Origin of the sequence: Streptococcus sp. UMB0029 (assembly GCF_002871495.1) — a bacterium.
Taxonomy (GTDB): Bacteria; Bacillota; Bacilli; order Lactobacillales; family Streptococcaceae; genus Streptococcus.
In genome coordinates, this window is sequence record NZ_PNGD01000005.1 from 1 (window position 1) to 13,105 (window position 13,105).

A 13,105-nucleotide genomic window follows, 5' to 3' on the forward strand; every position below is an offset into this window, starting at 1 on the left:
CTCAAACGTCTCACACTTAATTCCACCATAAAAATCCGTTTTAGACTAATTTCCACTTTGGTCAGGCAAGTGGAAGTTACTTTGAGAAGTTAGCGATTTTCGAAGAGTATTACAATAAAAACTGGAAACTTTTTGAACATAGGGGATTTAGCTACTTTATGGTATAATGGAAAGAGTTAGATTGAAAGAGGTAGTGAGATGGATGCGAAATTAAGATACAAGGCAAAGAAAATCAAGATTGTCTTTTTTGATATTGATGATACCTTGCGAAATTCCAAGACTGGTTTTATTCCGTCTTCAATCCCAACTGTTTTTAAGCAATTACGTGAGAAAGGAATTTTGACGGGTATTGCTTCTGGACGGGGGATTTTTGGTGTTGTACCAGAGATTCGTGAACTCAAGCCTGACTTTTTTGTGACCTTAAATGGGGCTTATATCGAAGATAAAAAAGGTCAGGTTATTTATCAACATCAGATTGATAAGTCAGATGTTGAGGAGTATATCTCTTGGGCCAAGCAAGAGGAAATCGAGTATGGTTTGGTTGGGAGTCATGATGCCAAGTTGTCGACTCGCACCGATATGATGAGTGAGGCTATCAATCCAATTTATCCCGATTTGGATGTGGATCCAGATTTCCATGAAAAAGAAGACATCTATCAGATGTGGACTTTTGAAGATAAAGGGGATGATTTACGCTTGCCTGACAGTCTCTCAGACAAACTTCGCATGGTTCGTTGGCATGAGCATTCGTCTGACATTGTGCCGATTTCAGGCTCTAAGGCGACAGGTGTGGAACAGGTTGTGGAACATCTAGGCTTGAAACCAGAGAACGTTATGGTCTTTGGAGATGGGCTCAACGACTTGGAACTCTTTGATTACGCTGGAATCAGCGTCGCAATGGGAATTTCTCATGAAAAAATCAAAGAAAAAGCAGATTATATAACAAAAACACTAGAAGAAGATGGCATTTTTGATGCCTTAGAAGGATTTGGTATGGTAGAAAAAGAATTGCATTTCCCACAAGTAGACATTGAAACAGTAGAAGGTCCTCTTGCGACTATTAAGACCAATCACGGAGACTTGCGTATCAAGCTCTTCCCAGAGCATGCTCCTAAAACAGTGGCTAACTTTGTAGCTCTTTCAAAAGATGCCTACTATGATGGTGTCATTTTCCACCGTATTATCAAGGACTTTATGATTCAAGGTGGAGACCCAACTGGAACTGGTATGGGTGGCGAGTCAATCTACGGCGAATCTTTTGAGGATGAGTTCTCAGAAGAACTTTACAATATCCGTGGTGCCCTTTCCATGGCCAATGCTGGTCCAAATACCAACGGCAGCCAGTTCTTTATCGTGCAAAATCAACATTTGCCATATTCTAAGAAAGAAATTGCTCGTGGTGGTTGGCCAGAACCGATTGCGGAAATCTATGCTAACCAAGGTGGGACACCTCACCTAGACCGCCGTCACACTGTTTTTGGTCAGCTAGCTGATGAAGCTTCTTACGCTGTCTTGGATGAAATTGCTGCTGTTGAAACAGGAGCTATGGACAAGCCAGTTGAAGATGTTGTGATTGAAACTATTGAAATTGAGGACTAAGATGAAAATCGGTGATAAGCTAAAGGGGCGTATTACAGGGATTCAGCCCTACGGTGCCTTTGTTGAGCTAGAGACGGGTGATACGGGGCTGATTCACATTTCAGAGATTCGGACGGGATTTATTGAAAATATTCATGAAGCCTTGAAAGTCGATGAAGAGGTTCTGGTTCAGGTAGTGGATTTAGATGAATTTACAGGGAAAGCCAGTCTTTCTATCCGTACTTTGGAGGAAGAAAAGCACCAGTTTCCTAGACGGAGACGTTTTTCAAGCGACCGCTTTAACTATGGCTTTGCGCCTCTCAAACGAATGATGCCAATTTGGACCAAGGAAGCCCTTCAACATTTGAAGAATCAGAAGCACTAGTTAGAAAACTATATCTTTTGTAATATTAATATAAATTTGCTATAATAGGATCATGGAAGAAGAACAATTATTAAAATCAGGAGAGCGCATTAACCAGCTCTTTTCGACAGATATTAAAATCATTCAAAATAGAGAGGTTTTTAGCTATTCGGTGGATAGTGTTCTCTTGTCACGCTTTCCACGTTTTCCTAAGAAGGGATTGATTGTGGATTTCTGTGCTGGGAATGGAGCAGTGGGGCTATTTGCTAGCACTCGTACTCAGGCACAGATTTTGGCTGTTGAGATTCAGGAGCGTTTGGCGGATATGGCTGAACGCTCTGTCCGTTTAAATGGATTAGAGGAGCAAATGCAGGTCATCTGTGATGATTTGAAAAATATGCCTGCTTACATTCAGGGAAGTAAGGTGGATATGATTTTGTGTAATCCGCCCTATTTCAAGGTGGATCCTCATTCCAACCTGAACGAGAGTGAACATTACCTCTTGGCGCGCCACGAAATCACGACCAATTTGCAGGAAATCTGTCGTAGTGCTCAGAGTATTCTCAAATCCAATGGACGCTTGGCCATGGTTCATCGTCCTGATCGACTTTTAGATATCTTGGACATGTTGCAACGGCACAATCTAGCGCCTAAGCGCCTGCAGTTTGTTTATCCAAAGAGGGAAAAAGAAGCCAATATGCTCTTGATTGAGGCTATCAAGGATGGTTCAACAAGCGGTTTTAAGGTCTTGCCACCTCTCATTGTGCACAATGATGATGGTTCTTATACGCCCGAACTCGAAGAGATTTATTATGGATCATAAGGCTTATATGTACGTGCTGGAGTGTCGTGATGGATCTTACTATACAGGCTATACGACTGATGTGAGAAGACGCCTCGCTGTCCATAATAGTGGGAAGGGAGCCAAATATACACGAGCACGATTGCCAGTCAAACTCATCTATGCTCAAGGTTTTGCCAGCAAGGAAGAAGCCATGTCAGCTGAAGCCCTTCTCAAGCGTAAGAAGAGACCGCAGAAGGAGCAATTTTTATCTGAAAATCAAGATAGAAATTTACTCATACTCAATGAAAATCAAAGAGAAAACTAGGAAGCTAGCCGTAGGCAGTACTTGAGTACGGCAAGGCGAAGCTGACGTGGTTTAAATTTGATTTTCGAAGAGTATCAGTTATTTTGAAGAGTAGTGAGGAGCCCTTTGACTCCTCTTACTTTTGTCAAAAAGCGAAAAAAATGCTACAATAAAGAGAATAAACAAAATGAGGTATTATCATGTCTAAGATTCTAGTATTTGGTCACCAAAATCCAGACTCAGATGCCATCGGGTCATCTGTAGCCTTTGCCTACCTTGCAAAAGAAGCTTATGGTTTGGATACGGAAGCTGTTGCCCTTGGAACTCCAAATGAAGAAACAGCCTTTGTCTTGAACTACTTTGGTGTGGAAGCACCGCGTGTCATCACTTCTGTCAAAGCAGAAGGTGCAGAGCAAGTTATCTTGACTGACCACAATGAATTCCAACAATCTGTATCAGATATCGCTGAAGTAGAAGTTTATGGTGTTGTAGACCACCACCGTGTGGCTAACTTTGAAACTGCAAGCCCACTTTACATGCGTTTGGAACCAGTTGGATCAGCTTCTTCAATCGTTTACCGTATGTTCAAAGAACATGATGTAGCTGTTCCTAAAGAGATTGCTGGTTTGATGCTTTCAGGTTTGATTTCAGATACCCTTCTTTTGAAATCACCAACAACACACCCAACAGATAAAGTTATTGCTCCTGAATTGGCTGAATTGGCTGGTGTCAACTTGGAAGAATATGGTTTGGCTATGTTAAAAGCTGGTACAAACTTGGCTAGCAAATCTGCTGAAGAATTGATTGACATCGATGCTAAGACTTTTGAATTGAATGGAAATAATGTTCGTGTTGCCCAAGTAAACACAGTTGACATTGCTGAAGTATTGGAACGTCAAGCAGAAATCGAAGCTGCAATGCAAGCTGCTAACACAGCAAACGGCTACTCTGACTTTGTCTTGATGATTACAGATATCGTCAACTCAAACTCAGAAATTCTAGCACTTGGTGCTAATATGGATAAGGTCGAAGCTGCTTTCAACTTTAAACTTGAAAACAACCATGCTTTCCTTGCTGGTGCTGTTTCACGTAAGAAACAAGTGGTACCTCAATTGACTGAAAGTTTTAATGCCTAAGATTTTGGGTGTCAGTTCAAAATAGGAAAGTTTAGTTTGAATTATATCGAAAGGAGTTTCGGCTCCTTTTTTTCTAGGAGTGAAATATGTTAGACAATGGCGATTTGATTTTTGTGAGAGATGAGTCGGACATGGGAAAGGCCATCCAGACTTCTACGGGCAACTATAGTCATGTTGCCATTTATTTGGATGGGATGATTTACCATGCTAGTGGACAGGCGGGTGTTGTCTGTCAGAAACCATCAGACTTCTTTGAGTCCAATCACTTGTACGACCTCTATGTTTACCCAGAAATGGATATCCAGTCGGTGAAGGAAAGAGCTTACAAACATCTTGGAGCTCCCTATAATGCTTCTTTCTATCCAGATGGAGTTGGTTTTTATTGTTCCCAGTATATAGCAGAAGTCCTACCGATTTTTGAAACTATTCCTATGAAATTTGGAGATGGTGAGCAGAAGATTAGTGGTTTTTGGAGGGAGTATTATAGAGAACTAGGTTTGCCTGTCCCTCTAAACCAAGCTGGGACCAATCCTAGTCAGTTGTCAGCATCGCCTCTGTTAGAATGCAAAGAAAGGAATCTTCATGATTCAGATTTTTAATCCATCTCGTTTGACGAGACAGCCATTTTTTGGAGAATTAATCCGCTATCTGGACCAGCATGATGATGTGATTCTACGAGAAATCAAGGCCCAATTCCCAGATGTAGCAGTTGATAAACGCATGGAAGAATATATAAAGGCTGGCTTGATTCTACGAGAAAATAAGCGTTATTACCTTAATCTTCCTATGCTTGAGTCCCTTGATAATCTTGAACTGGATCAAGAGATTTTTGTCAGAGAAGATAGTCCAGTCTATCAAGCCTTGTCGGAGCAGCGTTTTGAGATAGAATTGCGCAATCAGACCAATGCAGCCATTTTGGTTGAAAAGACGGACTTTGCTCGCACAAAAATGACCCTGTCCAATTATTTCTACAAGGTCAAACAGCAGTATCCTTTGACAGAAAAACAACAGGAACTCTATGCCATTTTGGGAGATGTTAATCCTGAGTATGCCCTCAAATATATGACGACTTTTTTGTTGAAATTTCTCAAAAAAGACCAGCTCATGCAGAAACGCCGTGATATCTTTGTGGACAGTTTAGTTGTTCTAGGCTATATTGTCCAAAATGAAGATGGAAAGTATGAGTTGGCTGTTGATTTTGACAAGGAACGATTAACTTTCTACCTAGCGTGAAATTTTGTTTCTGAGCACATTGTTTGACTTTCCTTAGTATTCAGTATAAACTATATGTAACCGGTAACACATATCGGAATAAAACTAAAGGAGACAATCATATGTCACTTGAAAATAAATTGGAACAAGCAACAGGCGCTATCAAAGAAGGATTTGGTAAAGTTACTGGGGATAGCAAGACTGAAGCAGAAGGCGCTGTAGAAAAGACAGTTGCTAAGGCAAAAGAAGTAGTTGAAGATGCTAAAGGTGCTGTAGAAGGTGCCGTTGAAGGTTTGAAAAACGCTTTTAAATAAGGATAGAAAAAATCAAGGGTTTCATTTCCCTTGATTTTTTACTATCTTATAAGTAATTTTCTGCGACGGCTGCATCTCCTGGATAGGCTTCTTTCTTGCCTTGGACGATTTGGTAGCAATCGGCCCCCTTACCAGCGATAATGACAGCATCTAATTTTTGATTTGTGATAGCCATAGCTGCCTTGATGGCTTCTTGGCGATCCGCAATTTTTTCAACAGGATGATTGATGTAGCTGCTAATTTCATCCGCAATGGCCATTGGATTTTCATAGTTGGGGTCATCAGCAGTCAGAAAGACTTGAATCTCAGGGTGTTGATTGAGGAGGAGGCCAAAGTCCTTACGACGGCTTTCTCCCTTGTTTCCTGTCGAACCAAGAACCAGTGCAATTTTTCCAGTTTGATGAGTTTCAACCACATTGATGAGTTTTTTTAGACTGTCCCCATTGTGGGCATAGTCAATGAAGACCTTGGCTCCGTTTTTCTGAGTGAGGACTTCCATACGACCAGGAACTCGGGTTGCAGCGATTCCTTTTTTGATGTCCTCAAGACTTGCTCCCAGACGGAGACAGGCAAGTCCAGCAGCGACTGCATTTTCTTGGTTGAAGTGGCCAATCAGTTGAATATCATAATCACCAGCGAGTTTACCTGTAGCTGAAAATCTAAAGGCTTTAGAATTCTCGATTTGGTTACTTGACTGGCTACCATAGAAATCATGGTCTTGATCTTCCACCTGTTCTTTCAAGACTGAAAAGTGGTCCATGTCACTGTTAATGATGACTGCTCGGCTATTTTCCATCAAGAGACGTTTGTGGTAGAAATAGTCTTCAAAGCTAGGGTGTTCAATAGGGCCGATATGATCTGGAGTGATGTTAAGAAAGACTCCTACATCAAAGGTCAGACCATAGACTCGATGGACTAGATAGGCTTGACTAGAGACTTCCATTACGAGATGGGTTCTTCCATTCTTAACAGCTTGAGCCATCATGTCAAAGAGGTCGATATTTTCAGGTGTTGAGAATGAAGATTTAAAGAAAGTCTTGCCATCCAAAGTCGTATTCATGGTCGATAAGAGGGCGGTTGGGTAGCGTTGAGATAGGATATTGTAAGCAAAGTAAGCTGCTGTTGTCTTACCCTTGGTTCCTGTGAAGGCGAGAATTTTGAGTTTCTCTTGTGGATTACCATAGAATTCCATAGCAATCAAACTCATGGCTTTCTTTATATCGTTCACAATGATGACAGGGATACCGACTTCGTAGTCCTTTTCAGCTACATACCAAGCTAAGCCTTGTGTTATAGCAGAAAGAAGGTATTCTTTTTTAAAGGCAGCGCCTTTTGCAAAAAAAAGAGTGTCTTCTTTTACTTTTCGGCTATCGTAGCTGATGCTATCAAAAACAACTTCTCTGTAGTTGTAGTGGTAATGTCCTTGGTCGATAATCTCGCGGAAGAGACTATCTTTCTTTAATATATCTAATACGGTTTCAATCTTAATCATACTTTCTATTGTAAACCGAAAGTCGTAAATTTACAAGTAACAAGGAAAAGTTTATAATGGAAGATGAGGAATTTTTCCTAGTGATTAAAATAAAATGAGGAATCTATGTCGCACGAAAACAATCACCAGCAGGCCCAGATGTTACGGGGGACTGCTTGGCTAACGGCTAGTAACTTTATCAGTCGCCTACTCGGGGCCATTTATATTATCCCTTGGTATATCTGGATGGGGTCTTATGCGGCTACAGCCAATGGTCTCTTTACAATGGGCTACAATATCTATGCTTGGTTCTTGCTGGTTTCAACAGCAGGGATTCCAGTTGCGGTGGCCAAGCAAGTTGCCAAGTACAATACCATGCGAGAAGAAGAGCATAGCTTTGCCCTGATTCGGAGCTTTTTAGGCTTTATGACGGGACTAGGTCTGATTTTTGCACTAATCTTGTATGTCTTTGCTCCTTGGCTAGCAGACTTATCTGGCGTGGGCAAAGACTTGATCCCAATCATGCATAGTTTGGCTTGGGCGGTCTTGATTTTCCCATCTATGAGTGTCATTCGAGGCTTCTTCCAAGGAATGAATAACCTGAAACCTTATGCCATGAGCCAAATCGCTGAGCAGGTCATTCGTGTTATCTGGATGCTCCTAGCTACCTTTATCATTATGAAGCTCGGTTCAGGAGATTATCTAGCAGCGGTTACCCAATCCACCTTTGCTGCCTTTGTCGGTATGGTAGCCAGTTTTGCAGTCTTGATCTATTTCCTTGCCAAAGAAGGATTACTTAAAAGAGTCCTTGAAACAGGAGATAAGATAAACAGCAAGCGTCTCTTGGTCGACACCATTAAGGAAGCCATTCCTTTTATCCTGACAGGGTCTGCCATCCAGCTTTTCCAGATTCTGGACCAGATGACTTTTATCAATAGTATGAGTTGGTTTACCAATTATAGTAATGAAGACTTGGTTGTCATGTTTTCTTATTTCTCTGCCAATCCTAATAAAATCACGATGATTTTGATTTCTGTTGGGGTCTCGATTGGTAGTGTAGGCTTGCCACTCTTGACTGAAAACTATGTCAAGGGAGACCTGAAGGCAGCTTCTCGTCTAGTTCAGGACAGCATCACTATGCTTTTCCTATTCTTGCTACCAGCAACGGTTGGAGTAGTTATGGTAGGAGAACCTCTCTATACTGTCTTCTATGGCAAGCCAGATAGTTTGGCCATGGGCTTATTTGTCTTTGCAGTTTTGCAGTCTACTATTTTAGGCTTGTACATGGTCTTGTCACCAATGCTTCAAGCCATGTTCCGCAACCGCAAGGCAGTTCTCTATTTTATCTATGGTTCTATTGCCAAGCTAGTCTTGCAACTTCCAACCATCGCTCTCTTCCACAGTTACGGACCTTTGATTTCCACTACAATTGGGCTCATTATTCCTAATGTCTTGATGTATCGGGACATTTGTAAGGTAACGGGTGTCAAGCGCAAGGTGATTGTGAAGCGAACCATTTTAATCAGTTTGTTGACCCTTATTATGTTCATCGGTGTAGGTGCCATCCAGTGGATTTTAGGATTTGTCTTCCAACCAAGTGGACGTTTGTGGAGTTTCCTATATGTAGCCCTTGTCGGTGCCATGGGTGGAGGTGTTTATGGAGTCATGAGTCTTCGTACCCATCTATTGGACAAGGTGATTGGACAAGCCCAAGCAGATCGCCTACGAGCAAAATTAAGAATTTCTCAATAATTTTTTATAAATAAAAGGGATAATTTGAACATTTCTATCATGAAATGTTTGAATTATTCTCTTTTTTATTATTTTGTAGAATAATTTCTATAGTTTGTAGATGGAATGATTAATTTTTTTAAAAAAGTTATTGACTAAATAAAATCCGAGTTGTATAATAAGACAAATATTTAAATCAGGAGGTTCTGGAGATGAAAAAGTCTAAAGCCAAGTATGCAACACTTGCAGGTGTCGTTTTAAGTGCAGGTATTTTGTTAAGTGCCTGTGGAAATTCTAACACAGCGTCAAAAACATATAACTATGTTTATACTAGTGATCCATCTAGTTTGAACTATCTAGCAGAAAACCGTGCAACAACTAATGATATTGTGACCAATCTGGTAGATGGTCTCATGGAAAATGACCAATATGGGAACTATGTCCCATCTTTGGCAGAGGATTGGAGTGTTTCTCAAGACGGTTTGACCTATACCTACAAACTGCGTAAAGATGCTAAATGGTATACTGCAGATGGAGATGAATATGCTCCTGTAACTGCCCAAGATTTTGTCACTGGTTTGAAATATGCGGCTGATAAAAAATCAGAAGCCTTGTACTTAGTGCAAGAATCCGTTGCTGGTTTAGATGATTATATCACTGGTAAAACAAGCGACTTTTCAACTGTCGGAGTCAAGGCACTTGATGACCAAACAGTTCAATATACCTTGACACGACCAGAACCTTACTGGAACTCAAAAACAACCTCAACCATTCTCTTCCCAGTCAATGCAGATTTCTTGAAATCAAAAGGAGATGATTTTGGCAAGGTAGATCCATCTAGCATTTTGTACAATGGACCTTTCTTGATGAAATCCTTTGTTTCAAAATCAGTTATCGAATTCAAGAAAAATCCTAGCTACTGGGATGCTAAAAATGTCTTTGTAGATGATGTGAAATTGGCTTATTATGATGGTAGTGATCAAGATGCACTGGCTCGTAACTTTGTCGAGGGGGCATACAGTTATGCTCGTCTCTATCCAAACAGTTCAAGTTTTGAAGGGATTAAAGAGAAGAATAAGGATAATATCATTTATAGCTTGCAAGATGCTACTTCTTACTTCTTAAACTTCAACTTGGATAGAAAATCTTATAAATTTACTTCTAAGACAAGTGATGCTGAGAAGAAATCGACTCAAGAAGCAGTTCTCAATAAAAACTTCCGTCAAGCCATTAACTTTGCCTATGATCGTACAGCCTACGGGGCTCAATCTCAGGGAGAAGAGGGTGCAACTAAGATTTTGCGTAACTTGGTTGTTCCTCCAAACTTCGTAAGTATCAACGGAAAAGACTTTGGTGAAATAGTAGCCTCTAAGATGGTCAATTATGGTAAAGAATGGCAAGGAATCAACTTTGCGGATGCTCAGGATCCATATTACAATGCTGATAAAGCTAAAGCCAAATTTGCAGAAGCTAAGAAAGAACTCCAAGCTAAAGGAGTTCAATTCCCTATCCACCTGGACATGACAGTTGACCAAGCTGCTAAAAAGAATGTCCAAGAGGCAAATTCTATGAAGCAATCTATTGAAGCAGCCTTAGGTGCAGAAAATGTTGTAATTGATATTCAACAACTTTCTACTGAAGATTATGAGAATACAAGCTATTTGGCTCAAACAGCAGCTCAGAAGGACTATGATCTTTACAATGGTGGTTGGAGTGCAGACTATCAAGATCCTTCAACCTATCTTGATATCTTTAATGTCAAGAGCGGTGGAACGCTACGAGACTTAGGCCTAGAGCCTGGGGAAGCTAATGACAAGGCCAAGGCTGTTGGACTAGATATTTATACTCAAATGTTGGAAGAAGCTAATAAGGAACAAGATCTTGCGAAACGCTATGAAAAGTATGCTGAGATCCAAGCTTGGTTGGTAGATAGCTCTCTAGCGATTCCAAATATTTCTAAGGGTGGAACACCAACATTGAGAAAAACAGTTCCTTTCTCTTCACCATATTCACTAGCTGGTAATAAAGGTATCGAATCATATAAATACCTCAAAGTACAAGATAAAACAGTCACAAAAGACGAATTTGAAAAAGCTAAAGAAAAATGGCTGAAAGAAAAAGAAGAATCCAATAAAAAAGCCCAAGAAGAATTGGCAAAACATGTCAAATAAGGATTTTTCAATAAAAACGATGGTTTCAAGGAAACTGTCGTTTTTCGTTTTTTAATAGAATGATGGCAAATTTGGAAGGAAAAATATTACATTTTTTATTTGTTTATTAGATTTATGATATAATGAATATAACAAAAATTGTGAGAAGCTATTTTCGAAGGTCTTTCATAGCTAATTGATGATGTATATATTAAATTAATTTTATAGGAGGGATACTGTCTACTGAAAAAGTAAGATAAAACGCAACAAATGATAAGTTCTTCTTTTATGTGAAGTGTACTTATCTGTCTATTTACTAATCGTTATGGAGGTAAGATTATGGGCGCTATTATGGAGTTTGCAACAGAAAAACAGATTGAATCATTTCTTTCAACTTGCCACATTGAAGGGCAAAGGAATTTTCTGATGGCTTTTAAGAAAAAGACATGGTTGAAATCTTTTATTGATTTTTTCATTATAGGAGGTAGTTACTATGTTCAGTCGAGTGTGAAGCCTAAGCTTATAGCATTCACACCTAAGGGGATTTACTTGATGGATATCAGTGATGTAACTGAAAATCGCTCTAATCAAGTCCTTGAGATGCCTTGGAATCAAGTTCAAGATTTTACTTATAAGACAGTCTTGAATACAGTTAGGTTGAACTGGAACTATCAAAATGAAGCCTATATTTTTTCCGTGGATGTCGGTCAGATTAGTCAGCATGTAGGTCAGTATCAATTTAACAAAGACCATTATGACTATTTAGCCCAACAGGATTTTTTTCGTTCACAGTAAACCCTAGCAATCATTTTCACAAAAGAATCTGGAGTGTTTTCTGGATTCTTTTTAGCTTTACTCGATAAGTGTATAGTTTGAAACTATAACTAGCTCTTGAAAAGAAGAAAATGAGTTGATGAAAATAAGTGGTACAATAGTTACTATAGATTTGGAGGAATTGTATGAGCAAGGAATTACACATTAACACAATTTTGGCCCAGGCGGGTATTAAGTCAGATGAAGCGACAGGAGCCTTGGTGACACCGCTTCATTTTTCAACGACCTATCAGCATCCAGAGTTTGGTCGATCTACTGGATTTGACTATACACGTACCAAAAACCCAACTCGTAGTAAGGCGGAAGAAGTCTTGGCGGCTATTGAGTCAGCAGACTATGCCCTAGCGACTAGCTCAGGGATGTCAGCAATTGTACTGGCCTTTAGCGTCTTTCCAGTAGGAAGTAAGGTTTTGGCAGTGCGTGACCTTTACGGCGGTTCTTTCCGCTGGTTCAACCAAGTGGAGCAGGAAGGTCGTTTCCATTTTACCTATGCCAATACAGAAGGAGAGTTGATTGCCGAGTTAGACAAGGACGTGGATGTCCTCTATATCGAAACACCAACCAATCCCTTGATGTTGGAATTTGACATCGAAAAACTAGCAAAATTGGCTCATGCTAAGGGTGCCAAAGTGGTAGTGGACAATACCTTCTACAGCCCGATTTACCAACGTCCGATTGAAGATGGAGCCGATATCGTCCTTCATTCAGCAACCAAGTATCTAGCAGGTCACAATGATGTCTTGGCTGGAGTGGTTGTGACCAATAGTTTAGAACTATACGAGAAACTTTTCTACAATCTCAATACGACAGGGGCAGTCTTGTCGCCGTTTGATAGCTACCAGTTGATTCGTGGTCTCAAGACCTTGTCTCTTCGTATGGAGCGCTCAACTGCCAATGCCCAAGAAGTGGTTGCCTTTTTGAAGGATTCTCCAGCAGTCAAGGAAGTTCTCTACACTGGTCGTGGAGGTATGATTTCCTTCAAAGTAGCAGATGAAACACGCATTCCTCATATTTTGAACAGTCTTAAGGTCTTCTCTTTTGCGGAAAGTTTAGGTGGGGTGGAAAGTCTTATCACCTATCCAACAACGCAAACCCACGCTGATATTCCAGCAGAAGTGCGCCATTCTTATGGTTTGACAGACGATCTCTTGCGCTTGTCAATTGGGATTGAGGATGCTAGAGATTTGATTGCAGATTTGCGCCAAGCCTTGGAAGGATAAGACAAAG

General features: G+C 40.4%; 13 protein-coding genes. 12 read left to right on the forward strand and 1 reads right to left on the reverse strand.

Annotated elements, in window-relative coordinates:
• Positions 1 to 198 precede the first annotated feature (198 nt).
• From CJ239_RS03920 to CJ239_RS03955, 8 genes are all read left to right on the forward strand, one after another.
• The gene (locus CJ239_RS03920; protein WP_102210620.1) at positions 199 to 1,599 is read left to right on the forward strand and encodes a bifunctional Cof-type HAD-IIB family hydrolase/peptidylprolyl isomerase; all 1,401 of its coding nucleotides are present in this window, start codon (positions 199 to 201) and stop codon (positions 1,597 to 1,599) included.
• 1 nt (position 1,600) lies between these two features.
• Positions 1,601 to 1,963 (forward strand): S1 RNA-binding domain-containing protein, encoded by a 363-nt coding sequence (locus CJ239_RS03925; protein ID WP_042901323.1) that lies wholly within the window; start codon positions 1,601 to 1,603, stop codon positions 1,961 to 1,963.
• Positions 1,964 to 2,015: 52 nt separating this feature from the next.
• Positions 2,016 to 2,765: a tRNA1(Val) (adenine(37)-N6)-methyltransferase gene (locus tag CJ239_RS03930; RefSeq protein WP_042901322.1), complete on the forward strand. Its 750-nt coding sequence runs from the start codon at positions 2,016 to 2,018 to the stop codon at positions 2,763 to 2,765.
• A complete protein-coding gene (locus CJ239_RS03935) occupies positions 2,755 to 3,051 on the forward strand; it encodes a GIY-YIG nuclease family protein (protein ID WP_102210621.1) in 297 nt (98 codons plus the stop codon). The genes CJ239_RS03930 and CJ239_RS03935 overlap by 11 nt, the downstream gene beginning before the upstream one ends.
• Positions 3,052 to 3,230: 179 nt before the next feature.
• On the forward strand, positions 3,231 to 4,166 hold the full coding sequence (locus tag CJ239_RS03940) for a manganese-dependent inorganic pyrophosphatase (RefSeq protein ID WP_102210622.1): 936 nt from the start codon (positions 3,231 to 3,233) through the stop codon (positions 4,164 to 4,166).
• An 86-nt stretch (positions 4,167 to 4,252) separates the two neighbouring features.
• Positions 4,253 to 4,765 (forward strand): YiiX/YebB-like N1pC/P60 family cysteine hydrolase, encoded by a 513-nt coding sequence (locus CJ239_RS03945; RefSeq protein WP_102210623.1) that lies wholly within the window; start codon positions 4,253 to 4,255, stop codon positions 4,763 to 4,765.
• On the forward strand, positions 4,749 to 5,399 hold the full coding sequence (locus tag CJ239_RS03950) for a DUF1803 domain-containing protein (RefSeq protein WP_102210624.1): 651 nt from the start codon (positions 4,749 to 4,751) through the stop codon (positions 5,397 to 5,399). Before CJ239_RS03945 ends, CJ239_RS03950 begins: the two co-directional genes overlap by 17 nt.
• A gap of 101 nt (positions 5,400 to 5,500) precedes the next feature.
• Positions 5,501 to 5,692 carry a CsbD family protein gene (locus tag CJ239_RS03955; protein ID WP_000051184.1) on the forward strand — a complete coding sequence of 64 codons (192 nt, stop codon included), beginning with the start codon at positions 5,501 to 5,503 and terminating at the stop codon, positions 5,690 to 5,692.
• A gap of 46 nt (positions 5,693 to 5,738) precedes the next feature.
• Here CJ239_RS03955 and CJ239_RS03960 read toward each other — a convergent pair whose 3' ends face one another.
• Positions 5,739 to 7,184, reverse strand: a complete 1,446-nt coding sequence (locus CJ239_RS03960; RefSeq protein ID WP_102210625.1) for a UDP-N-acetylmuramoyl-L-alanyl-D-glutamate--L-lysine ligase — start codon at positions 7,182 to 7,184, stop codon at positions 5,739 to 5,741.
• A gap of 105 nt (positions 7,185 to 7,289) precedes the next feature.
• Between CJ239_RS03960 and CJ239_RS03965 the strand changes: the two genes are divergently transcribed.
• The 4 genes from CJ239_RS03965 to CJ239_RS03980 all read left to right on the forward strand — a co-directional run bounded on the left by CJ239_RS03965 (position 7,290) and on the right by CJ239_RS03980 (position 13,098).
• Positions 7,290 to 8,915 (forward strand): polysaccharide biosynthesis protein, encoded by a 1,626-nt coding sequence (locus CJ239_RS03965; RefSeq protein ID WP_102210626.1) that lies wholly within the window; start codon positions 7,290 to 7,292, stop codon positions 8,913 to 8,915.
• Positions 8,916 to 9,106: 191 nt separating this feature from the next.
• A complete protein-coding gene (locus tag CJ239_RS03970; protein WP_042901315.1) occupies positions 9,107 to 11,065 on the forward strand; it encodes a peptide ABC transporter substrate-binding protein in 1,959 nt (652 codons plus the stop codon).
• A gap of 318 nt (positions 11,066 to 11,383) precedes the next feature.
• Positions 11,384 to 11,839 (forward strand): hypothetical protein, encoded by a 456-nt coding sequence (locus CJ239_RS03975; protein ID WP_102210627.1) that lies wholly within the window; start codon positions 11,384 to 11,386, stop codon positions 11,837 to 11,839.
• Positions 11,840 to 12,003: 164 nt separating this feature from the next.
• Positions 12,004 to 13,098, forward strand: coding sequence for a cystathionine gamma-synthase (locus CJ239_RS03980; protein WP_042901313.1), 1,095 nt, complete (start codon positions 12,004 to 12,006; stop codon positions 13,096 to 13,098).
• The last annotated feature ends 7 nt before the right edge of the window (positions 13,099 to 13,105 follow it).